Genomic DNA, 21,447 nt, shown 5'->3' on the forward strand with positions numbered 1-21,447 from the left:
GGCACCGTTCGGCCGACGGGTGCCGTTCAGCCCGCCAGTTCCGCGCGGGCCGCGACGAAGGCGTCCACCGCGCGGTCGACGTCCGCCGTCGAGTGGGCCGCGGACAGCTGGACCCGGATCCGGGCCTGGCCCTGCGGGACCACCGGGTAGGAGAAGCCGATCACGTACACGCCCCGCTCCAGGAGCAGCTCGGCCATGCGGCCGGCCTCGGCCGCGTCGCCGATCATCACGGGGGCGATGGCGTGGTCGCCGGGGAGGACGTCGAAGCCCTCCTCGGTCATCCGACGGCGGAACAGGGCGGTGTTCTCGGCGAGCCGGACCCGCAGGTCGTCCGCCGCCTCCAGCAGGTCGAGGACCTTCAGGGAGGCCGCCGCGATCACCGGGGCGAGGGTGTTGGAGAAGAGGTAGGGGCGGGAACGCTGGCGGAGCAGGGCGACGATCTCGGCGCGGGCCGCGACATAGCCGCCGGAGGCGCCGCCGAGGGCCTTTCCGAGGGTGCCGGTGACGATGTCGACGCGGTCCATCACGCCGTGCAGCTCGGGGGTGCCGCGCCCGGTGGGGCCGACGAAGCCGACGGCGTGCGAGTCGTCGACCATGACCATCGCGTCGTAGCGCTCGGCGAGGTCGCAGATCTCGCGCAGCGGGGCGACGTAGCCGTCCATCGAGAACACGCCGTCGGTGACGACCAGCCGGCGCCGGGCGCCCTGGGCCTCCTTCAGCTGCCGCTCCAGGTCGGCCAGGTCGCGGTTGGCGTAGCGGAGGCGGCGGGCCTTGGAGAGGCGGATGCCGTCGATGATGGAGGCGTGGTTGAGGGCGTCGGAGATCACCGCGTCCTCCTCGCCGAGGAGGGTCTCGAAGACACCGCCGTTGGCGTCGAAGCAGGAGGAGTAGAGGATCGTGTCCTCCTGGCCGAGGAACGCCGACAGGCGGGCCTCCAGCTCCTTGTGGACCTCCTGGGTGCCGCAGATGAAGCGGACCGAGGCCATGCCGTAGCCCCAGCGGTCCAGGGCCTGGTGGGCGGCGGCGACCACGTCGGGGTGGTCGGCGAGGCCGAGGTAGTTGTTGGCGCAGAAGTTGAGGACCTCGCCGGGGCGGCCGCCCGCGGTGACGGCGACGGTCGCGGACTGCGGGCTGCCGATCACGCGCTCGGGCTTGTGCAGGCCGGCGGCGCGGATCTCGTCGAGGGTGGCGCGCAGGTCGTCACGCACGGAGTCGAACATTCCAGAAGCTCCCAGGGGTTTACGCGCGGATGTGTGCGACGGACTACGCGGTCCAGTCGAGGATGACCTTGCCACCGCGGCCGCTCGCCGCGTCGGCGAAGGCCGCCTCGAAGTCGCGGTAGCCGTAGCGGCCGGTGATCACGGGGGCGAGGTCGAGTCCGCCTTCCAGGAGGACCGACATCGCGTACCAGGTCTCGAACATCTCACGGCCGTAGATGCCCTTGATGGTGATCATCGAGGTGACGATCCGGGCCCAGTCGACGGGGAACTCCTGGGCGGGCAGGCCGAGCACGGCGATACGGCCGCCGTGCGTCATGTTGGCGATCATGTCGCGCATGGCCTCGGGCCTGCCGGACATCTCCAGACCGATGTCGAAGCCCTCGCGCAGCCCCAGCTCGCGCTGCCCTTCGGCGATCCCGGCCCGTGACACGTTCAGGGCGAGGCTCACGCCGATCTTGCGGGCGAGTTCGAGGCGCTCCTCGCTGACGTCGGTGATCACGACGTGGCGGGCGCCCGCGTGCCGGGCCACGGCGGCGGCCATGAGACCGATCGGGCCCGCGCCGGTGATGAGGACGTCCTCGCCGACCAGCGGGAAGGACAGGGCGGTGTGCACGGCGTTGCCGAACGGGTCGAAGATCGCGGCCACGTCGAGGTCGACGGGGACGCGGTGCACCCAGACGTTGCCGGCGGGCAGCACGACGTACTCGGCGAACGCCCCGTCCCGGCCGACGCCGAGGCCGATCGTGGCACGGCACAGGTGGCGCCGGCCGGCCTGGCAGTTGCGGCACTTGCCGCACACGAGGTGGCCCTCGCCGCTGACGCGGTCGCCGATCTTGATGTCGGTGACGTCCCGGCCGGTCGCCACGACCTCGCCGACGAACTCGTGGCCGACCACCAGCGGGGTGCTGATCGCCTGCTGGGCCCAGCCGTCCCAGGCCCGGATGTGCAGATCGGTGCCGCAGATGCCGGTCCGCAGGACCTTGATCAGTACGTCACCGTGCGCGACCGTGGGCTCCGGCACGTCCGTGAGCCACAGCCCGGGCTCCGCCTTCTCCTTGACCAGCGCCTTCAACGCTACGGCTCCTGTGCGTGAGATCCCGGCCACGGGGACGCCGAAGCGGTCCGCGGCCGGAGAGGGGGTGGAATCTCACAGCAATCTGCCGCACCCGGGCGCAGCGGTCCATCGAGGATTTCTTAAGCGCGGCCACAGCTCGGCTTCACGCCCTCGGAACACCCGGCAGGAGACGGCTAGTCGAGGCGGGAGACCTGGTAGTGGGCGATGTGCCAGCCCTCGCCCGTCCGGGTGACGAGGACCGAGAGCTTCACGTCCAGCGGGGGCCGGTCCGTGAAGGAGAACTCGACGGCCAGGTAGCCGAGGACGACGCCGTCGGCGGGTCGCCGGGTCTCCAGGACCCGGTACGCCGCCTTCATCCCGAGGGGCTGGGAGTCGTAGTACGCGGCGACGCCCTGCCGTCCGACACTGTAGGGGTGCAGTCCCTGGAAGACGGCGTCCTCGGTGAACTGGGCCGCGACGCGCTCGGGTTGGTGTGCGTCGACGGCCGCCTTCCACCGGTCGAGCACCGCGCTCAGGACCGCTGTGTCCTCCGTCGTGCTGGTCATGTCCGCTCCTTCTTCTCCTCGGTGGGTGACGTGCCGTTCCGTGCCGTCAGTGTCCGGCGCTCATACCGCCGTCGACGTGCAGGATCTCGCCGGTGACGAACGGGGCGGTCTCCAGGTAGAGCACCGCGTCGACGATGTCGCGCACTTCACCCATCCGGCGGACCGGGTGCAGGGCGGCGAGGAACTCGTGGGTCTCGGCCGGGTGCATGGGGGTCTTGATGGTGCCGGGCGACACCGCGTTGACGCGGATGCCGCGGGTGGCGTACTCGGTCGCGAGGGACTTGGTCGCGGACTGCAGGCCGCCCTTGGTCAGCGAGGCCAGGACGGAGGGGACCCGGGCGTCCGGGCTGTCGACGAGGCTGGTGGTGACGCTGACGATGTGCCCGCCGCCCTGGGCCAGCAGGTGCGGGACCGCCTGCTGGGTGAGGTGGAAGAAGCCGGCGACGTTGATGCCGGTCACCGTCGCGTAGTCGGCGGCGGTGTACTCGGTGAAGGGCTTCGCCACGAAGACGCCCGCGTTGTTGACCACGGTGTCGATCCGGCCGAACCGCTCGACGGCGGCGGCCACGACACGCTCGGCGGTCGCCGGGTCCGCGATGTCCCCCTGGACCGTCAGTACGCCGGCGTCGTCGGCGGGGGCGATGGTGCGCGAGGTGGCGACGACCGCGTGGCCGAGCTTGCGGTAGCCCTCCACGAGGGCGGCGCCGATGCCCTGCGAGGCACCGGTGACGATCGCGACCTTCTGCTGCTGCGTGCTCATGCTGACCTTCTCCGTAGTGGCTGACCGGTCACTAGCCGACCGGTCGACTATTTGACCGTAGGTCGGGTCCGCCGGTCGTGCCAGGATCGGTTTCCTCCTGACTGGGAGGCGTGGCCTCCCAGCGCAGCTCAGCCGCGCAGGGCGTGGGGGTCGTCCGCGGGCAACCAGACGTCCGGGGCGTGGATCCCGAGGTCGCCCACCCCGTCGCTCAGGGCGTCGACGACGGCCAGGACACCGGCCCGGTCCTCGCTCGCGCGCCAGACCAGGGACCAGGTCCAGTACAGCTTCGGGGCGACGATCTCGCGGCGCACCAGGTCGGACGGGAGCGGGACGGTCTGGCCCTTGGGTGAGTTCAGGACGGGCCGGGTACAGCGCCGGACGTGGTCGAAGTAGGCGGGGCCGGTGACGGCGCCGTCGGAGATGTGCACCGGGCGGACGCCGACGACCCGCGTGAGCTCCTCGGCGTACACGTTCCAGGAGGCCCAGGAGGTGACGTCGTCGTCGATCAGGATGTCGGCGTCCCGGGCCGGCAGGTCGCTCGCGTCGGTGCCCTTGGCGACGGCGTACAGCCGGTCCGCGCCGATCAGCCGGGCGCGCAGCCCGTGCCGTTCGAGGTCCTCGGTACGCACCCAGCAGACGGCCAGGTCCAGGCTGCCGTCGGCGACCCGGGCGGCCTGGGTGTGGGAGGGCGCGACCCACGCGTCCACATGGACCCGGGCCACCGCCGCCGTCCGCGAACCCAGGTCCGGCGGCAGCCAGTTGACGTAGCCGAGCCGTACCGACTCGGAGGCCGAGAGACGGCCGGCCCGGCGCCTGAGGTCGTCGGCCCGCTCCAGCAGGTCCCGGGTGTGCGGGAGCAGCGCGGCACCGGCGGCGGTGAGGGAGACCGAGCGGCGGTCCCGGTCGAACAACCGGACGCCCAGGTCCCGCTCGAGCGCCTTGATCTGCTGGGAGAGGGAGGGGCCGGCTATGAGCAGCCGCTCGGCGGCCCGGCCGAAGTTCAGCTCCTCGGCGACGGCGACGAAATACCGCAACTGACGCAGTTCCACGCGCGTCATGCTACGCGCACTGGGAGGCTGCGCCTCCCACCAGTGAGCCCGCCGGTCGTGGCAGCGTCGCTGATGACATCGCACGATGGGACCGACGACTACCGAGGGAGTACATCGTGCGCGAGTTCCTGGTCGAGATCACCACCGGCGTACCCGAGGGCACGGGCCAGGACGAGGTCGACCGGCGGCGGGCCGCGGAGGCCGTGCGGGCGCGGGAACTGGCCGCTACCGGTCATCTGGCCCGGCTGTGGCGGCCGGTCGGTGAGCTGCGCAGCATCGGCATCTGGCGCGCCGACGACGAGGAGGAGCTCCACGAGAAGGTGCTGGGCACCCTGCCGCTGCGCCCGTGGATGACGGTCACCGTCACCCCGCTGGATTCCCACCCCAACGACCCGGGCCGGGCCGAGGACACCCGATGACCCCTGCGTCCGCGTCCGGCTCCAGGGCGGGCGAGCGGCGTCGAGGACCGTCCGCCGGGCGTCACTGGGACGTCCCGTAGCACCAGGGCAACAGGGGTCCGGGACCTGCCGGCTGGCCGGGGTGCCGGCCCCGTGCTGTCGCCGCCGTCACAGCAGCGGCAGTCCGTCCGCCTCGCGGCGCTCGATGCGGGCCACCAGCTCCGCAGCCGACGACTTGATGGTCTCCAGACCGGGCCGGCCCCAGGGCCGCGGCTCCACGTCGACCACGCACACCGTGCCGAGGACCGTCCCCGTGCTGTCGATCAGCGGGGCGCCCAGGTAGGAACGGATACCGAACTCGTCGACGACCGCATTGCCCGCGAACCGCGGGTAGTCGCAGACGTCCTCCAGGACCAGCGCCTTGCGCCGGACCACCACATGGGGGCAGAAGCCATGGTCGCGGGGCAGCTCACGGCCCAGGACCGGGGTGCTGCCGTCCGGCCGTACCACGGGCGGTGCCACGTCCGGCAGGTGCAGGCCCGCGAAGAACTGACGGTGCACGTCGATGAAGTTGACCATGGCGTACGGCGCTCCGGTGACCTCGGCGAGCCGGTCGGCGTAGGCGTCGAGGGCGGGGTCCGTGTCCTCGCCAAGGCGCAGCTGGCCGAGGCGCCGGGTGCGCTCGGGGGCCTCCTTGTCCTCCGGCGTGAGCAGCAGCCGGCCGGCCGGGCGCGCCGGGTCGTACCTCATGCGCGGACTCCGCCGCGGTGGACGTGGGTCATATACGGGCTCCGTGAGGGATATGTGGGTTTCACATGTGGGCGCCGTGGCTCGGCGCGGAGACCGGAGCATGGGCGATGAGGTGGCGGACGAGGGTGAGCAGGGTCTGCACCCCGGAACTGGAGATCCGGGCGTCGCAGCGGACCACCGGGACCTCCGGGTCGAGGTCGATGGCGGCGCGCACCTCCTCGGGGTCGTAGCGGTAGGAACCGTCGAACTCGTTGATGGCGACGATGAAGCCCAGGCCGCGCTCCTCGAAGAAGTCGACGGCCGCGAAGCAGTCCTCCAGGCGCCGGGTGTCGGCGAGGATGACCGCGCCGAGCGCGCCTTCGGACAGTTCGTCCCACATGAACCAGAACCGCTCCTGTCCGGGCGTGCCGAACAGGTAGAGCACGTGCTCCGGGTCCAGGGTGATGCGGCCGAAGTCCATGGCCACGGTCGTCTCGACCTTGTTCTCGATCCCGTCGAGACTGTCGGTCGCGGCGCTGACCGTGGTGAGGAGTTCCTCCGTGGACAGCGGCGCGATCTCGCTGACCGCACCCACGAAGGTGGTCTTGCCGACCCCGAACCCACCGGCCACCAGGATCTTCAGCGCGGTGGGGAAGGGATCAGAGCTGTCGTCGTAGTCCATCGAGCACTGCCTCCAGGAGGGACCGGTCAGTGGGGTTGTGGTGGAACACGGGGGGCTTTGCGGTCAGCGCCCCGCAGTCGACGAGGTCGGAGAGCAGCACCTTCGTGACCACGGCGGGCAGTTTGAGGTGCGCGGCGACCTCGGCGACCGGGACGGGGGCGCGGCACAGGTCGAGGGCCTGCGCGTGTTCGGGGCCGAGGTAGCCGAGGGGCGTGGACCCGGTCGCCATCACCTGCGACATGAGGTCGAGGGCGATGCTGGGCTCGGTCCGGCCGTTGCTGACCGTGAACGGGCGCACGAGGCGTCCGGCCGCGTCGTCGAGCCAGGGCCCGTCACCGGCTGCCGCCACCCTCAAGGCCTCATCGCCGTGGATTCGACGGCGTGCTGCCGGGGTGCGGTGACGAGGTACGGGCGGACGCTCTTGACCAGCATCGCCATCTCGTAGCCGAGGACCGCGGCGTCGGCCTCCCGGCCCGCCAGCACGGCGAGGCAGGTGCCGGAGCCGGCGGTGGTGACGAACAGCAGCGTCGAGTCGAGTTCGACGACGACCTGGCGGACGTCCCCGCCGTCGCCGAACCGGACGCCCGCGCTGCGGCCGAGCGAGTACAGGCCGGAGGCGAGCGCCGCCATGTGGTCGGCGCTGTCCGGGTCCAGGCCGTGGACGGACTTCACCAGCCCGTCGCAGGACAGGAGCACCGCGCTGGTGGTGTGCGGCACGCGCTGCACCAGGCCGCTCATCAGCCAGTCGAGGTCGGATACCTGGGCGGTCGGCGCATCGCTCGCCATGATGGATCGACTCCTTGGGGTACGAAGATCAGCGGGAGCGCTGGGGGTGGGCGTGGGGGTGGGCGTGGGGGTGGAGAGAGTGCTGGTCATCCGGCGGGCGCGCTCCCGTCGGGCCCGGCGGTGAAATCGGAGGTGTGCACCGGGCTCAGGGCCTGGGAGTGCGACTGGGGCCGGGATGCCGACTGGCTCTCCGCGGAGTCCTGGTGGGTCCGGCCGACATGTGCGGGGGCCATGTGGTCCGTGGCCATGTGGTCCTTACCCGGGTGGCCTGAGCCCGGGTGGCCTGTGGTCATGTGGTCCGAGGCCATGTGGTCCGGGGTCAGGGGGTCCGACAGCATGGGGCCCGACGGCATGTGTGCTGTCTCCACATGTGCCGCCTCCATGTGCGCGGCATTCATGTGCACTCCATCCATGCGCAGGCCGTCCATGTGCAGGGGGTCCATGTGCGCGGCATCCATGTGCGTGGCGTGTGACGCGTTGGTCGGTCGATCGCCGGCCGTGTCGTGGGCGGCCATGTCGGCGAAGCCCGCGGGGGTGAAACCGTCATGGGGGGACGCGCCATGTGCCCCGCCCACCTGTGCCCCACCCACCGGCTCGGCCGCGCTCGGCTCCGTCTCGGTGGCCTCCAGGTGCTGCTGGGCCTCGGCGAGGCCGATGCCGCGCTGGAAGGCGGCCATCAGACCCGGGTCGTGTCCGGCCGGGTGCTCGTTCTCCGGGCGGGGTGCCGGGCCGCCGCGCAACTGGGGGACGATGTGCTCCTGGGCGCGGCGGCGCGGCAGTTGGGGTTTGCCCATGGTGCCGCGCACGGCGCCGACCCGCGGTACCGGCGGGGCGCCCGCGTGCTCGGCGACCGTCGGCCGGTCCTCGGGGCGGATGCCGGGCACCGCCTCGGCGGGGTTCGGGCGGGTCTCCTGGGCACCGCGCACCGGCAGCGGCGCGGGCGCGCCCTCGTGCTGCGCGCGCCGGCGCCGGCCGCCGGGGGCGGTGGTGGCGGGGCCCTGCTGCTGCCCGGCCCCTCGGCCGGCCGGCGGCCCGATCGCGGCGGCCCCGCTTCGGGCACCCGTGTCCGGCCCCGCGGTGGCGTCGGACGGCCGGGCTGCCCCGGCAACCGGCGCAGCGGGCCGCGCCCCCGGCGCGCCGCCCCCGCTCGCCGCCGCGTGTGGCTGCGGAACCGAACCGGGTGCGCCGGGTGCGCCCGGTGCCGTGCCCAGCAGCTCCTGCGGGACGACGAGGACGGCCTGTACGCCGCCGTAGATGTTGGTCTGGAGGCGGACGTTGATGCCGTGCCGACGGGCGAGCTGGGAGACGACGAAGAGGCCGATGCGGCCGTCGGCCAGCAGGCTGGCGACGTTGACCTGGTCGGGGTCGGCGAGCAGGGCGTTCATCTTGGACTGTTCGCCGACCGGCATACCGAGTCCGCGGTCCTCGACCTCGACCGCGAGGCCGGAGGTGACGAGGTTGGCGCGGAGCAGCACCTGGGTGTGCGGGGCGGAGAACACCGTGGCGTTCTCGACGAGCTCGGCGAGGAGGTGGATGACGTCGGCGACGGCGTGCCCGCGCAGCTCGCCGTCGATCGGCGGGACGAGCTTGACCCGGGAGTACTGCTCGACCTCGGCGATGGCGGAGCGCAGCACCTCCGTCATGGAGACGGGGTTGCTCCACTGCCGCCGGGAGACGGCGCCGCCGAGGACGGCGAGGTTCTCGGCGTGCCGCCGGATCCGGGTGGCGAGGTGGTCGACGTGGAAGAGGCCCTTGAGGAGGTCCGGGTCCTCGATCTCGTTCTCCAGCTCGTCGAGGATCGAGATCTCCCGGTGCACGAGGGACTGAAGCCGCCGAGCCAGGTTGACGAAGACCTCCAGCTTCTGTTCGCTGCCGGCCTGGCTGGAGAGCTGGGCCGCCTGGACGACGGCGGTGACGGCGCCGTCGTGCGCGCGGGACAGGTCCGCGGCGAGCAGCTCGAAGTCGTCCGCGTCCCGGGGCGGTCCGCCGCGCGGCTTGCGCCGGGGCGGGGTCTCGCCGCGGCGCAGCCCGTCGACGAGGGCGAGCAGATCGGCCTCGCCGCGGGCGGCGTTGCGGCGCAGGATGCCGACGCGGTCGCTGACCGAGCGGGCGGCGCGGCCCGCGGCCACGGCGGCGATCACGATGCCGGCGGCCGTCACCGAGACCGCTCCGGCGAGCACGGCCAGCAGGGTGAGACTGGGCCGGGCGCCGGTGGAGCGGACGGTGAACAGGACGGCCGCGCAGCCGCTGAGGGCCACCGCGACCGGTGGCAGTACCGCCAGCCGCATGAGCTGAGGCCGTATGTGGGTCTCGGGCAGCGCGGGAACGGGTCTGGCGACCGGTCGTCCGTGCCGGCCGCCCTCACGGCGGTCGGCGCGGGCGGCCGGTGCACGGAGGTGAGACATCTGCGTCCTCGTACTGGTCCGTCGGGCCTGGTTTCTCGCGCGGGGCGCGCGAGTCGGGCATGCGCCATCGCGGTGCCGGGCGAGGGACCGCAAAAGAATTCGGCCCCCGTCTCGCCCGACGGACACTCACAGTAGTCGCCGACGCATCATGTGCGGTGGGCAGTTGACAAAGTCCCCCGGAGAGGGTCCTGCTCTGGTATGAGCCGTCGTACGAAAGACCGATAACCCCCTCGGCGCTCCACCCCCGAACAGTCATCCACCGATCCGACCTGCTCAGAAACGGTCACACACAGAAGGTGCGGGCCACCGCCCCCGCCCCTCCGTCGCGCTCGCCTCGCCTCGGTCGACAGGCTTCCGGCCGGCCCGCCAAGGCGGCCGCGGGACCGTCCACACCCCTTTCAGCGCCCCCCAGAGCGTCACTCAGGGTCACCGTTCCGGCTTCGGTGGTCCTTCGTCGGGGTGCGGGGCGGGCCGTCGTGGGCGCCGACGCCCGTCACGGCGGCGGCCGCGGCTCGCGCCAGGTCCGGGCGGCTCAGGACCTCCGCGCTGTCGACGAACTGGTCCACCGCGCCGGCCCTGTGCAGCCCCCGTATGTGGGGGTCCTTGATGCGGGCGGCGAGGGCCCGGGTGAAGCGGTCGGCGCGCAGTACCCGGTAGGGGCGGGAGTGGTAGGGGCGCGGGGCCGGGTCGACCCGGTCGGTGAGGTTCAGTTCGTTGTGCAGGTGGGCGACGATCTCGTACGCCTGTGCCAGATGACGCTCGCGCAGTTGCCAGCCGGTGGCGGCGAGGACGGCGGTGAGTTCGGAGGTGAGGCGCGGGGCGGCGGGCGTGCGGGCGAAGGCGCTGCCGAGCCACTTGCCGTACGGCGGGTAGCGCCGGTCCATCAGCAGGCAGAGCCGCATGAGGTCGCGGACCAGGCGGGCGGCCTGGACGGCGGAGCCCAGTTCGTCGCCCGCCTCGCCGCAGCGGCCGACGAAGGCCTCCTCGCGGGCGATGCGCTGCCACTGGCAGGCGAGGACGTGCAGCCACAGGTCGTGCGGGTACCAGCGCAGGGCGGCGCGGGCCGGGGTGAGGGTGTGCAGGCCGTCGTGGAAGACGGCGCCCGCGGTGGCCTCGGCGAGCAGCTGGGTGGGCAGGGCGAGCCAGTGTTCCGGGGTGACTCCCGAGGCGGGGTCGAAGCCGAGGGTGGCCCGGAACCAGGAGGAGACGCCGGTCACTTCGACACGGTGGTGCACGGGACCGTCGGTGACCCGCATGACGCGGATGCCGGGGTCCGTCGTGGCGGCGAAGTGGGTGGGCCAGCCGTGAAAGGTCTTCGGCAGGTGCTCGGCGAGCACATGTCTGATGCGTCCGGCGAGGCGGTTCACGTCGTGGGAGTGGAGGAAGAGCTGGAGCCGCGGGCCCCATTCGTGGTCGGCGGAGCGCTCGGTGTCGAAGCCGAGCACTTCCGAACCCGCGCCGATGCGGGCGGCGGAGTGGGGCGTGCCGGGAGCGGCCTCCTCGAGGAGGGGGCGGACGGCCTCGGTGTAGAAGCGCCGGGAGAGCTCAAGTCCCGGTAAAAAACCGGGACTTGGCATATGTGCATGGCTCATGACCGTGCCCCTGCCCAGCTTGTGCAGGGGCATGCACGCCACTTTCACGACACCGCCACATGGGTGCCGAAATCACCGGCCCTTCGTCACATTCCGCGCCGGAGGGCCGCCGTCACCGTTCGCCGGCGAGGCGGAGGTCCTCCTGCCCGGGGGCGCCCTCGGCGTGCTTCTCGCGCTGCCACGGCCGGGCGAGCGGTGCCGAGACCGCGCGCCACCAGGGGTCCGCGGGCAGCTTTCCGGACGGCTCGAAGGGTTCACCGGGGCGCGGCAGCGCGACCGCCTGGCCCGCCTCGTCACCGGCGTCCTTGGTCCACTCCCCCGGCTCGGCCCAGGCGTGCGGGGCGAGGTTGAAGGTGCCCCAGTGGATCGGCAGCAGCACGCCGTGCGGCTGCCCTCCCTGGAGGTCGAGGTGGGCCCGCACGCCTTCCTCGGGCGTCATGTGTATGTCGGGCCAGAACTCGCTGTACGCGCCGATCTGGATCATCGTCACGTCGAACGGCCCGTGGTCGGCGCCGATGTCGTGGAAGCCGTCGAAGTAGCCGGTGTCGCCGCTGTGGTAGATCCGGTGCTCCTCGCCGGCGACGACCCAGGACGCCCACAGGGTGTGCTGGGTGTTGCGCAGCCCGCGGCCGCAGAAGTGGCGGGCCGGGGTGGCGGTCAGGGTGAGTCCGCCGACCCTGGTCTCCTCGTGCCAGTCCAGCTCCCGCAGCCGGCCGGCGGACACACCCCACTGTTCGAGGTGGGCGCCGACGCCGAGCGGCACGGCGAACACGGTGTCCGTGCCGGCCAGCGCCTTGATGGTGGGCAGGTCGAGGTGGTCGTAGTGGTCGTGCGAGATGACCACGACGTCGACCGGACCGAGCGCGGCGAGCGGCAGCGGCACCGGGTGCAGCCGCTTGGGCCCGGCGAACGGGAACGGGGAGCAGCGATCGCCCCAGACGGGGTCGAAGAGCACGCGGTGTCCGTCGATCTCGGCGAGGACGCTGGAGTGGCCCATCCACGTCACCCGCAGCCCGCCGGCGACGGGCCGGGCGAGGTCGGCGACGGTGGTGGGGTGCACCGGGACGGTGCCCCGGGGGGCTCTGCGGGCGCGCTGCTCCTTCTCGAAGTAGGTCCTGGCGAACTCCACCATCGAGCCCGAGGGCCGGGTCCGTGCGGTGCCGCCCGGGTTCTGGAAGACGCCGTCCTTGAAGTGCGGGGAGCGCTGGATGCGGGCCATGCGCTCGCCGCCGGGGTCCGCGCCGAAGGCAGCGGGCCGCAGCACGCGGAGCCCGGAGCTCAGGGAACGCAAGCCGGTCACGGTACCTCCAGAGGTGTCGCCGAGGTCCCCATTATGGTCGGCCCTTGTGACAGTCGGCGTTGACACCGCACCACCCGCCTCCCGATACTGACCCACTGTTCAGTAACACCGTTCCTTCACACCGCTCGCGAGGAGCCCCCGTGACCGCTCCCCTGATGTCCCTCGTCTGGACCGACCACGTCACCGGCCGCCGGGGCTTCCTGGTCGTCGACCGGCTGGTGCGGGGCGTGGCCAGCGGCGGTCTGCGGATGCGGCCCGGCTGCACCCTGGAGGAGGTGACCGGGCTCGCGCGCGGCATGACGATGAAGGAAGCCCTGCACTACAACCCCGAGGGCCGCTACATCCCGCTGGGCGGCGCCAAGGGCGGCATCGACTGCGATCCGCAGGACCCGGGGGCGTACGCCCTGCTGGTCCGCTACCTGCGCGCGATGCGGCCGTACGTGGAGAGCTTCTGGACCACCGGCGAGGACCTGGGGCTCACCCAGGACCTGGTGGACCGGGCGGCGGCCGAGGCGGGGCTGGTCTCCTCGGTGCAGGCCGTCTACCCGCTGCTGGACGACGAGGCGGCGGCCCGGCGGCGGCTGGCGGACGCCTTCGCGGTCGAGGTGGACGGGATCGGCCTCGACGAGCTGGCCGGCGGCTGCGGGGTCGCCGAGTCGGCGCTGGCGGCGCTGGACCGGGCCGGGGTGCCGTACGCGGGGACGCGGGTCGCCGTGCAGGGGCTCGGCACGATGGGCGGGGCCACGGCGCGGTTCCTGGCCCGCGCGGGACTGACGGTCGTGGCGGTCGCCGACGTCAAGGGGACGATCGCCAACCCGGCGGGGCTCGACGTCGAGGCGCTGCTGCGCGCGCGGGACGCCTACGGCACCGTCGACCGCGCGGTGCTGCGCCCCGGTGACGTCGAACTGCCGGGTGACGCCTGGCTGTCCGCGGACGCCGAGGTGCTGGTGCCGGCGGCGGTGTCGTACGTGGTCGACGCGGCCAACGAGCACCTGGTCACCGCGCGCTGGATCGTGGAGGCGGCCAACATGCCCGTGCTCCCCGAGGCGGAGGAACGGCTCACCGCGCGCGGGGTGACCGTGCTGCCGGACGTGGTGGTCAACTCGGGCACCAACGCCTGGTGGTGGTGGACCCTGTTCGGCGACATCCGGCCCGAGGCCGACGAGGCGTTCGCCCACATCCGCCGCTCGATGCGGGCCCTGGTGGAGCTGATGCTGGACCGCGCGGCGGCCGACGGCACGACACCGCGGGCCGCGGCCCACGCCCTGGTGACCGACCGGCTGCCGGTGATCGCGGAGCGGTTCGGCTGGTACCGGTGACGCGGCACGTCATCGGCGGCGCCCGAGTCCGGCGGCGAGCAGCAGCGCGCCCGCGGCCGTGAGGCTGGTGCCCTGCCAGCCGAGCGCGTCGAGCAGCGGTGCGGCGGCGGCCGTGCCCAGGGCGCCGACCGAGAAGTACACCACCAGGTAGACGCTGCTCAGGCTGCCCGAGCGGGCGGGGTCGAGGGCGATCACGCGGCTCTGGTTGGCGGCCTGGGCGGCGAAGCAGCCGGCGTCGAAGAGGGCGAGGCCGAGGGCCGTGCGCCAGGGGGTGTCCAGGCCCGTGGCCAGCAGGGCGGCACCGGCCGTGGCGGCCGTCATGGAGGCGCCGATCACCGTGCGCGGGCCGTACCGGTCGGTGAGGCGGCCGGTGTACGGGAGCGCGGCGAAACCGAGCAGCCCGGCCAGGCTGTAGAGGCCGATGGCGGTCGGGGGGAGCGAGTGCGGCGGCTGGGCCATGGCCAGGGTGAGGGCGATCCAGACGAGGTTGAAGGCGAAGTACCAGAGCGCTCCGGTCGCCACCGCGCGGCGCAGTCCCGCCTGGCGCAGCAGCAGCGGCGGGAGGGCGGTCAGGGTGGCGCGGTAGCCGCGGGAGGCGGGCGGCCGTCGCCGGGGCAGGAGCGTCACGGCGGCGAGCGCGCCGAGCAGGGCGAGGGCGGCGAAGACGAGGAGCATCCGGCGCCAGCCGAGGGCGTCGGTGAGGGCGCCGCCCGCCAGCCGGCTGAGCAGGATGCCGGCCGACATGCCGGCGGCGACGAGGGCGACGCCGGTTCCGCCGCGGCCCGGCCGGGCGTGGCGGCCGGCGATGTTGCCCGCCTGGGCGGCCACGCTCGCGGCGGCGCCGACGAACAGGTAGGCGGCCAGCAGCACGGACGCGTCGTGCGCGGTGGCGGCGAGCGCCAGGGCGGCGGCCAGGGCGGTGAGCTGTGCGGCGACCAGGCGGTTCGGGGCGAGGTGGTCGGTGAGCGGGAGCAGCAGGGCGAAGCCGGTCATGCAGCCGGCGAGCGCGGCGGTCGGCACCAGGCCGATCGTGGCGAGCGGTACATGCAGGTCGGTGGCGACCGCCGTGAGCGCGGGCTGCACGGCGTAGTTGTTCGCGATCGCCGTCCCGGCCACGACGGCCAGCAGGAACGTGCCGCCGCGGGGCAGCGGCGGGCTCACGGCCGAGCGTCGCGGGTGAGGACGACGGCGTAACGGCACTCGGCGTCGGTGGTGTTGGCGAAGACGCGCTCGGCCGGTGCGCCGAGTTCGACGGTGTCGCCGGCCTCGAGTTCGTGGACCGTGTCGCCGTCGTGGAAGGTGAGCCGACCGTCCAGGACCCAGACCAGCTGCCGTACGAAGGCGAAGGCCGCGGCCGGGTAGGGCACCCGGGCGCCGGCGGGCAGCCGGATCTCGGCGATCTCCGCCGGGAAGCGCGGGCCGGTGATCTGGCGGCGCCGGTAGCCGGTACCGGGGTCGCGCCACTCGGCGGCGTCCGCGGCGCGCCGCACGCCCCGCGCGTCGGCCTCGGACTCCGGTGCGCCCTGCGCGCCTTCGGCGGGGGCCAGCAGCGAGGCGACGCCGATCCGGAAGGCGGCGGACAGCTTGCCGAGGACGACCGCGGTGGGGCTGCTCTCGCCGCGCTCGATGCGGCTGATCATCGCCGGGGAGACACCGGAGGCGTCCGCGAGCTGCGCCAGCGTCCACCGGCGGCGCTCCCGCTCGGTGCGGACCCGGGCGGCGATCTGCCGCACCAGGGGGTCGACCGAGGGTTCTACTATGTTGGACATGAATCCAATATACGAGAGACCCCTGGTGGCGGTACGGCCCGCCCGGCCCGAGGACGAGGAGGCCGTCCGCGCGATCCGCAACCACGCGATCGAACACTCGACGGCCCTGTGGACCGAGACCCCGCAGTCCCCCGCGGAGGGTGCGGCCTGGTTCGCCGCCCACCTGGAACGTGGCTCGGCGCTCGTGGCCGAGGTGGCCGACGAGCCGGGCGAGGTGGCCGGGTTCGCGGTCTACGGCCCGTGGCGCGCCCTGGACGGCTACCGGCACACGGTGGAGAACTCCGTCTACGTCCGCGAGGGCAGCCACGGGCTCGGCATCGGCTCCGCGCTGCTCGGCCCGCTCATCGCCTCGGCGCGCGAGGCCGGCCACCATGTGATGATCGCCGGAATCGAGGCGGGGAACGCCGCGTCGGTCCGGCTGCACGACCGGTTCGGCTTCGAGCACGTCGGCACGGTCCGGGAGGTGGGCACCAAGTTCGGCCGCTGGCTGGACCTGACGATCATGCGGCTGCCGCTGGCCTGAGACGGCAACGCGGCCGGGGGACGACCGATTAGGGTGACCGCGTGGCGAGAGTGCGGTTGAGCGTGGCCGAGCGGCGGGAGGAACTGCTGCGGGCCGCCATCGAGCAGATCGAGGCGCGGGGCGTGGCGGCGGTGCGGATCGCCGATGTGGCCTCGGCCCTCGGGGTGAGCAACGCGCTGGTGCTGTACCACTTCTCGACGAAGGAGAAGCTGGTCGCGGCCGCCTTCACCCATGCCGCCGAGGACGACCTGGCGCATCTGCGCAAGCTGCTGGGCCGCCGTACGTCGGCGCTGCGCCGGCTGCGGGCCGCGGTGCGCTGGTACGCGCCGACCGGGCAGGCCAAGGGCTGGCGGCTGTGGATCGAGGGCTGGGCGGTGGCGTTGCGGGAGCCCGCGCTGCGGGACGTCACCAAGGGGCTTGACCAGCAGTGGAAGGCGGCCATCGCGGAGGTCATCACCGAGGGGGTGGCGGCCGGCGAGTTCCGGTGCCCCGACCCCACCGCGGCGGCGTTGCGGCTGACCGCGCTGCTCGACGGGCTCGCCGTCCAGCTGACCTCGTACCCCGGCGCCGTACCCCGGGCCCGGGCGCAGGCGTGGGCCGACGAGGCGCTGGCGCGCGAACTGGGACTGCCCGGGCAGCCGTAAGGGGCGGTCCGCAGTGCGGCCACCCCTTACCCGCCGGTTCCGCCTCAGGCGACGGAAGCGATCCGCATCTTGATGTCGTCCGGGGAGAGCGCCCCCTTGGCCGTCACGTGGTCGCCGGACGACTCGCCGCGCAGCCGGCGCCCGATCCAGGGGACCAGGTACTCGCGGGCCCAGTGCACGTCGTCGCGGCGGACCTCCAGGGTGCCGCGGGGCGGCAGCGGGGGCCACGGCTGGTCGGGGTCGGCCGGCACCTCGATGCCGAGCAGCTGGCCGGCGCGCAGCGCCACGCGCGTGTGCCCCTCGGGAGACAGGTGCAGCCGGTCGCCGTCCCAGGCCCGCCGGTCCTGCACGGTCTTGAGGGACCACAGGTCGAGGACCGGGCAGCCGTACCGGTCGGCGATGGCCCGGACATGTCCGTTGTACGTGGCGATCTTGCCGCGCAGGTGCTTGAGGACGGGCACGCCCCGGGTGTCGAAGCCGGTGGTCACGAGCACCGTGCCGACGGCCTCGGTCAGCCGGGCCACCGCCCGCTCGAACCGCTCGGCCACCTCGTCGGGGTCGGTGCCGGGGCGGATGATGTCGTTGCCGCCCGCGCAGAAGGAGACCAGGTCCGGGGCCAGCTCCAGGGCCTGCGGCACCTGGTCCGCCACGATCTGGTCGAGCAGTTTCCCGCGTACGGCGAGGTTGGTGTAACTGAAGTCGCCCTCGGGCCGCCGGTCGGACAGCAGTACCGCGAACCGGTCTGCCCAGCCGACGAACGCCCCGTCGGGTCCGGGGTCTCCCACGCCCTCGGTGAAGCTGTCCCCCACCGCCGCGTACGACCCGATCACTGATGCATTGTCACTCTTCGAATCGTCTCCCACGTCGCACCATGATTCACCTTCGGCTGTGACCTACGCGACCGTAATAAGGGGTTGACGCTCGGTGAGATAAGACACCCTTAAATACTTTTCCAATCGTGGAATACGCCTCCGACCACCGGCGTTGACGTGTCAACCGGAAACGGGGCCGCGCATGGGGCGGCCCCGTCGACGCCGCTGAGCGGTCCCGGGTCAGCCGACGGTGACGCCCTTGGCGCGCAGGTAGGCGACCGGGTCCACGTCCGAGCCGTAGTCGGGGGTGGTGCGGATCTCGAAGTGCAGGTGGGGGCCGGTCACGTTGCCGGTGGCGCCGGAGAGGCCGATCTGCTGGCCGGCGGTCACGGTCTGACCGACCGAGACGGACAGGGCGGAGAGGTGGCCGTACTGGGCGTAGTAGCCGTCGGCGAGCCGGACGACGACCTGGTTGCCGTAGGCGCCGCCCCAGCCGGCCGTGACGACCGTACCGGTGCCGACGGCCTTGACCGGGGTGCCGGTCGGGACGACGAAGTCGACGCCGGTGTGGTATCCGCTGGACCACATGCTGCCGGCCACGTGGTAGCCGGTGCCGATGGCTCCACCGGTGACCGGGAGGCCGAAGCCCGAGGCGACCTCGGCCGAACCGCCCGAGTCCTCCGAGGCGGAGGACGAGGAGGGCGAGGACGAGGACGGGGTGGACGACCGCGGGTTCGGCTGCGTCTCGGGACGGGAGCCGGAGTCCGTCGGCGCGGCGTGCCGGCCGCCGAGCGTGAGCCTGAGTCCGGGGTGGATCAGCGAGGGGTTGTCGCCGACCGCCTGCCGGTTGTCGGCGTAGAGCCGGTGCCAGCCACCGCGGACGTTCTGGTCGCGGGCGATCTTCGAGAGATAGTCACCGGGCACCACCGTGTAGGTCCGCGGTGCGGAATGCGCGGCGCCGGAATTGCCCACGGGCGCCTCCTGCACCGCGGCCTTCTCGACCACGGGAAGCGACTGGGTGGTCTTTTCGGAAAGGGACTGCGTGGTGGCCGCGTGGGCGCCGGCGGCCCCCATGAGCGGCAGAGCCAGCGCGGCGCCACCGGTTCCGGCGACGGCCATGGAACGGGTGAGGCGCTGGGACCTGGGACGGCGGTGCTTACCCTTCGCGGGCATGGCGCATTCCTCTCCGGCGCCTGCGAGGTGAGCTGTCGGGTTCGGGCTGGAGCTGCCCGGCCACGCCGGAAGACGTGGCTACACCCCTAGCCGTCCCGGGAACCGGAACAGGCGTTCATACCTGGTGGGTCCCCCGCTCCTGCCGGGCACGGGTGAGTGTGTGTGGGGACTCCGGGCGGCGGCAGGATTCGGCGTTCCGACCGGATGTGAGGCGAACGTAAGCGAGTGGGACGGACGTGGACAAGCACCAAATTCCCGCCCTCCGGTTCCGACTTGATCCGTTACCGGAAATTCCGGTCACCCTCTGTGAATTCCACCCGATCCGGATTTCCAATTCGCCTGCGGGACATCGGTATTACGTGAGCATGCCGCGCGACGGACGGTCACGAATATGACCCTCCTCACGCACGTCACACCACGTCGGTTTATTGCGCCACAAACTCCAACAAACAAGGCAATTCGGGCAGGCGGGTCAGATCCGACGGAGCCGGAAGACCGCCGCATCCAGGTCACCCTTCAGCCCGGTGTGCAACCCGTGGTGCAACAGCACGGCACCCCGGTGCACTTCGCCCGTTTCGCGGCATTCGTACGCCGCGGCCGGGTCGAGCCCCCGCAGCCGCAGCGCCGGCACCGGCTCGCCGTAGCTCTGCGCCTGCAGCCAGGCCAGGACGACGGTGTCGTCGCCGAGGGTGTACTGCACCGCGCTGAGCCCGCCGGCCGGCGGCCGCAGCCGGAACTGCTCGCCGCGCTGCACCTGGGGCCGGATCTCCTTGTAGAGCTCCACCCAGCGGCCGGCCTCGGCCAGCTCCTCCTCGGTCCACCCCGAGAGGTCGCCGCCGACCCCGAGCGCCCCTGCCATGGAGCTGACGAACCGGAAACGCAGGCTGCTGACCCGGCCGTTGAGCTGGTGGTTCGGGCTGTCGGTGACCCAGGCCGACATCACCCGGGCGGGGTGGATCTGGCTGAAGCCGTGCTGGATGGCGAGCCGGTCCAGCGGGTCGGTGTTGTCGGAGGTCCACACCTCGTCGGTACGGCTCATGATGCCGAGGTCGATCCGCCCGCCACCGCCGGAGCAGGACTCGATGGCGACGTTCGGGTGGGCCGCGCGGATCCGGTCGAGCAGGGCGTAGAGCCCGCGCACATGGTCGACCCACAGACGCTGCGGGTAGGGCTCACCGGGCCAGCCCGCGTCCGTGAAGCAGCGGTTGAAGTCCCACTTGACGTAGTCGATCGGGGCGCTGGAGAGCAGGGTGTCGAGCTGCTCCCAGAGGTACTCCCGGACGTCCTCGCGGGCGAGGTTGAGGACGAGCTGATTGCGCAGTTCCGTCCGCTTTCGCCCCTGCTGGTACTGCACCCAGTCGGGGTGCGCGCGGTACAGGTCGCTGTCCGGGTTGACCATCTCGGGCTCGACCCAGATGCCGAACTGCATACCAAGGGCGTGCACGTACTCGGCGAGGGGCTTGAGGCCCTTGGGGAAGCGGTCGGGGTTCGGCGTCCAGTCGCCGAGGCCGGCGCGGTCGCTGGTGCGGGCGCCGAACCAGCCGTCGTCGACCACGAACAGCTCGACGCCGATCGCGGCGGCCCGGCGGGCGAGGGTGGCCTGCTGCTCCTCGGAGATGTCGAAGGTGGTGGCCTCCCAGGAGTTGAAGAGCACCGGCCGGTCCCGGTCGGCGTCCGGGATGACGTACGCGCGCTGGTAGGCGTGCCAGGCACGGCTCGCCCCGCCGAAGCCGCCGTCGGTCCACAGGCCCGCGAAGACCGGACTGGTGTACGACTCCCCCTCGGCCAGCATCAGCAGGCCCGAGTCGTCGTAGCCGGCGCCGCCGGTGATCTGCACGCGCGCGTCGGGGAGCTGGGCGACCGCGATCCGCCACGAGCCCGACCAGCCGAGGGCGCAGCCCCAGACCTCGCCGCGCTCCTCGGTGGCGTCGGTGTCGAGGGCGACCCAGGGCAGGTGCTGGTGGCCGGTGTGGCCACGGCGGCTGCCGATGACCTTCTCGCCGTAGGTGAGCGGAGCGCTGACGAGCCGGGACTCGGCGGCCCAGCGGCCGTGCAGCTGGGAGAGCCGCCAGCCCTCGCGGTCGGGCAGCGTCCAGGTGGCGGGGTCGGCACGCAGCAGCTCCACGCGCGCGGGGGCCTCGTTGTCGACGCTCACCCAGCGCTCGACGACGTCGCCGCGCATCCGGTAGTGCAGGGTGATGGCGATGCCGTCGTCCGTGAAGCGCAGCCGGAGCTCGTCGTCCTCGACCTCGTACGTGTCGTAGGTCCACTCGGTGCCCCGGCGCTCCTCGGTCCGCACGGACAGCGCGGGGCGGACGAAGCGGGGGCCGCCCTCGACCGGGTACTCCTCACGGCCGTCCAGCGGGGACTCGAAGGGCCAGTAGCCGGGCAGGGCCCGGGTGCTGAGCTCCTCGGCGTCGGCGAGCCCGATCCTGGGCCCCCAGTGCAGGTGGAGCAGTTCGTCGGTCTCCGTCAGATGCAGCGCGTAGCTGCTGCCGGGGCCCGACAGCAGCCAGGTACGACCGTTTTCGGCGATGTCCACCATCGAGAAACCTCACACAGGTGCCAACAGATCCGCTCAAGCACCAACATCATCCGGGGCCACGGGCCCCGGAGGCAAGGGCCACGGGCCTCGCAGGGGGTGCCTGTGGACAACTCATTGCCCG

General features: G+C 72.8%; 21 protein-coding genes and 1 riboswitch. Of the genes, 4 read left to right on the top strand and 17 right to left on the bottom strand.

The genetic code is table 11. The annotated features are described in order from the left end of the window. Positions 1-26: 26 nt before the first annotated feature. The 5 genes from AB0472_RS17985 to AB0472_RS18005 form a co-directional block, all read right to left on the bottom strand. Entirely contained in the window at positions 27-1,220 is a 1,194-nt protein-coding gene (locus AB0472_RS17985; RefSeq protein WP_366357418.1) for a glycine C-acetyltransferase, read from the bottom strand. A gap of 43 nt (positions 1,221-1,263) precedes the next feature. Beyond that, complete coding sequence (tdh, locus tag AB0472_RS17990) at positions 1,264-2,292, bottom strand: L-threonine 3-dehydrogenase (protein WP_366357419.1); 1,029 nt, start codon at positions 2,290-2,292, stop codon at positions 1,264-1,266. A 176-nt stretch (positions 2,293-2,468) separates the two neighbouring features. Beyond that, positions 2,469-2,840, bottom strand: a complete 372-nt coding sequence (locus AB0472_RS17995) for a nuclear transport factor 2 family protein (protein WP_366357420.1) — start codon at positions 2,838-2,840, stop codon at positions 2,469-2,471. 46 nt (positions 2,841-2,886) lie between these two features. Further along, on the bottom strand, positions 2,887-3,600 hold the full coding sequence (locus tag AB0472_RS18000) for an SDR family oxidoreductase (protein ID WP_366357421.1): 714 nt from the start codon (positions 3,598-3,600) through the stop codon (positions 2,887-2,889). A gap of 128 nt (positions 3,601-3,728) precedes the next feature. Beyond that, positions 3,729-4,658 (bottom strand): LysR family transcriptional regulator, encoded by a 930-nt coding sequence (locus AB0472_RS18005; RefSeq protein WP_366357422.1) that lies wholly within the window; start codon positions 4,656-4,658, stop codon positions 3,729-3,731. Between the two features lie 107 nt (positions 4,659-4,765). Here AB0472_RS18005 and AB0472_RS18010 point away from each other — a divergent pair, with 107 nt between their 5' ends. Beyond that, positions 4,766-5,068 carry a muconolactone Delta-isomerase family protein gene (locus AB0472_RS18010; protein WP_366357423.1) on the top strand — a complete coding sequence of 101 codons (303 nt, stop codon included), beginning with the start codon at positions 4,766-4,768 and terminating at the stop codon, positions 5,066-5,068. A gap of 147 nt (positions 5,069-5,215) precedes the next feature. Here AB0472_RS18010 and AB0472_RS18015 read toward each other — a convergent pair whose 3' ends face one another. The 7 genes from AB0472_RS18015 to AB0472_RS18045 form a co-directional block, all read right to left on the bottom strand. Continuing rightward, on the bottom strand, positions 5,216-5,797 hold the full coding sequence (locus AB0472_RS18015) for a GAF domain-containing protein (RefSeq protein WP_366357424.1): 582 nt from the start codon (positions 5,795-5,797) through the stop codon (positions 5,216-5,218). Between the two features lie 61 nt (positions 5,798-5,858). Beyond that, positions 5,859-6,458 (bottom strand): ATP/GTP-binding protein, encoded by a 600-nt coding sequence (locus AB0472_RS18020; protein WP_351495158.1) that lies wholly within the window; start codon positions 6,456-6,458, stop codon positions 5,859-5,861. Then, on the bottom strand, positions 6,436-6,807 hold the full coding sequence (locus AB0472_RS18025) for a DUF742 domain-containing protein (RefSeq protein WP_366357425.1): 372 nt from the start codon (positions 6,805-6,807) through the stop codon (positions 6,436-6,438). Before AB0472_RS18025 ends, AB0472_RS18020 begins: the two co-directional genes overlap by 23 nt. A gap of 2 nt (positions 6,808-6,809) precedes the next feature. Further along, a complete protein-coding gene (locus AB0472_RS18030; protein WP_089107225.1) occupies positions 6,810-7,244 on the bottom strand; it encodes a roadblock/LC7 domain-containing protein in 435 nt (144 codons plus the stop codon). 86 nt (positions 7,245-7,330) lie between these two features. After that, positions 7,331-9,649, bottom strand: a complete 2,319-nt coding sequence (locus AB0472_RS18035) for an ATP-binding protein (RefSeq protein ID WP_366357426.1) — start codon at positions 9,647-9,649, stop codon at positions 7,331-7,333. Between the two features lie 416 nt (positions 9,650-10,065). Next, complete coding sequence (locus AB0472_RS18040) at positions 10,066-11,226, bottom strand: DUF4037 domain-containing protein (protein WP_366357494.1); 1,161 nt, start codon at positions 11,224-11,226, stop codon at positions 10,066-10,068. Between the two features lie 127 nt (positions 11,227-11,353). Next, entirely contained in the window at positions 11,354-12,541 is a 1,188-nt protein-coding gene (locus AB0472_RS18045; RefSeq protein WP_366357427.1) for an MBL fold metallo-hydrolase, read from the bottom strand. 140 nt (positions 12,542-12,681) lie between these two features. On the opposite strand from AB0472_RS18045, the gene AB0472_RS18050 reads away from it, so the two are divergent. Further along, positions 12,682-13,860: a Glu/Leu/Phe/Val dehydrogenase dimerization domain-containing protein gene (locus AB0472_RS18050; RefSeq protein ID WP_366357428.1), complete on the top strand. Its 1,179-nt coding sequence runs from the start codon at positions 12,682-12,684 to the stop codon at positions 13,858-13,860. A gap of 9 nt (positions 13,861-13,869) precedes the next feature. Here the strand turns inward: AB0472_RS18050 and AB0472_RS18055 are convergent, their stop codons facing one another. After that, on the bottom strand, positions 13,870-15,021 hold the full coding sequence (locus AB0472_RS18055; RefSeq protein WP_366357429.1) for an MFS transporter: 1,152 nt from the start codon (positions 15,019-15,021) through the stop codon (positions 13,870-13,872). Then, positions 15,018-15,629: a helix-turn-helix domain-containing protein gene (locus AB0472_RS18060; protein WP_366357430.1), complete on the bottom strand. Its 612-nt coding sequence runs from the start codon at positions 15,627-15,629 to the stop codon at positions 15,018-15,020. The genes AB0472_RS18055 and AB0472_RS18060 overlap by 4 nt, the downstream gene beginning before the upstream one ends. Between AB0472_RS18060 and AB0472_RS18065 the strand changes: the two genes are divergently transcribed. Both AB0472_RS18065 and AB0472_RS18070 read left to right on the top strand, forming a co-directional pair. Further along, positions 15,628-16,152, top strand: coding sequence for an N-acetyltransferase family protein (locus AB0472_RS18065; RefSeq protein WP_366357431.1), 525 nt, complete (start codon positions 15,628-15,630; stop codon positions 16,150-16,152). The two genes, AB0472_RS18060 and AB0472_RS18065, sit on opposite strands and share 2 nt — an antisense overlap. A gap of 41 nt (positions 16,153-16,193) precedes the next feature. Then, entirely contained in the window at positions 16,194-16,796 is a 603-nt protein-coding gene (locus AB0472_RS18070) for a TetR family transcriptional regulator C-terminal domain-containing protein (RefSeq protein WP_366357432.1), read from the top strand. A 44-nt stretch (positions 16,797-16,840) separates the two neighbouring features. Here AB0472_RS18070 and AB0472_RS18075 read toward each other — a convergent pair whose 3' ends face one another. The 3 genes from AB0472_RS18075 to AB0472_RS18085 all read right to left on the bottom strand — a co-directional run bounded on the left by AB0472_RS18075 (position 16,841) and on the right by AB0472_RS18085 (position 21,326). Continuing rightward, entirely contained in the window at positions 16,841-17,626 is a 786-nt protein-coding gene (locus AB0472_RS18075; protein ID WP_366357433.1) for an SGNH/GDSL hydrolase family protein, read from the bottom strand. Between the two features lie 222 nt (positions 17,627-17,848). Next, on the bottom strand, positions 17,849-18,781 hold the full coding sequence (locus AB0472_RS18080; RefSeq protein ID WP_366357434.1) for a LysM peptidoglycan-binding domain-containing M23 family metallopeptidase: 933 nt from the start codon (positions 18,779-18,781) through the stop codon (positions 17,849-17,851). 4 nt (positions 18,782-18,785) lie between these two features. After that, positions 18,786-18,946, bottom strand: a riboswitch (cyclic di-AMP (ydaO/yuaA leader). A 307-nt stretch (positions 18,947-19,253) separates the two neighbouring features. Beyond that, positions 19,254-21,326, bottom strand: coding sequence for an alpha-galactosidase (locus tag AB0472_RS18085; protein ID WP_366357435.1), 2,073 nt, complete (start codon positions 21,324-21,326; stop codon positions 19,254-19,256). Positions 21,327-21,447: the final 121 nt, after the last annotated feature.

It is taken from the genome of Streptomyces sp. NPDC086777 (assembly GCF_040702065.1).
In the GTDB taxonomy this organism is placed as follows: domain Bacteria; phylum Actinomycetota; class Actinomycetes; order Streptomycetales; family Streptomycetaceae; genus Streptomyces.

Bases quoted from the DNA above. Each gene is read 5' to 3' on its own strand.
- AB0472_RS17985 (WP_366357418.1), bottom strand. From the start codon at position 1,220: ATGTTCGACTCCGTGCGTGACGACCTGCGCGCCACCCTCGACGAGATC.
- AB0472_RS17995 (WP_366357420.1), bottom strand. From the start codon at position 2,840: ATGACCAGCACGACGGAGGACACAGCGGTCCTGAGCGCGGTGCTCGAC.
- AB0472_RS18000 (WP_366357421.1), bottom strand. From the start codon at position 3,600: ATGAGCACGCAGCAGCAGAAGGTCGCGATCGTCACCGGTGCCTCGCAG.
- AB0472_RS18005 (WP_366357422.1), bottom strand. From the start codon at position 4,658: ATGACGCGCGTGGAACTGCGTCAGTTGCGGTATTTCGTCGCCGTCGCC.
- AB0472_RS18015 (WP_366357424.1), bottom strand. From the start codon at position 5,797: ATGAGGTACGACCCGGCGCGCCCGGCCGGCCGGCTGCTGCTCACGCCG.
- AB0472_RS18020 (WP_351495158.1), bottom strand. From the start codon at position 6,458: ATGGACTACGACGACAGCTCTGATCCCTTCCCCACCGCGCTGAAGATC.
- AB0472_RS18030 (WP_089107225.1), bottom strand. From the start codon at position 7,244: ATGGCGAGCGATGCGCCGACCGCCCAGGTATCCGACCTCGACTGGCTG.
- AB0472_RS18035 (WP_366357426.1), bottom strand. From the start codon at position 9,649: ATGTCTCACCTCCGTGCACCGGCCGCCCGCGCCGACCGCCGTGAGGGC.
- AB0472_RS18040 (WP_366357494.1), bottom strand. From the start codon at position 11,226: ATGCCAAGTCCCGGTTTTTTACCGGGACTTGAGCTCTCCCGGCGCTTC.
- AB0472_RS18065 (WP_366357431.1), top strand. From the start codon at position 15,628: ATGAATCCAATATACGAGAGACCCCTGGTGGCGGTACGGCCCGCCCGG.
- AB0472_RS18060 (WP_366357430.1), bottom strand. From the start codon at position 15,629: ATGTCCAACATAGTAGAACCCTCGGTCGACCCCCTGGTGCGGCAGATC.
- AB0472_RS18080 (WP_366357434.1), bottom strand. From the start codon at position 18,781: ATGCCCGCGAAGGGTAAGCACCGCCGTCCCAGGTCCCAGCGCCTCACC.
- AB0472_RS18085 (WP_366357435.1), bottom strand. From the start codon at position 21,326: ATGGTGGACATCGCCGAAAACGGTCGTACCTGGCTGCTGTCGGGCCCC.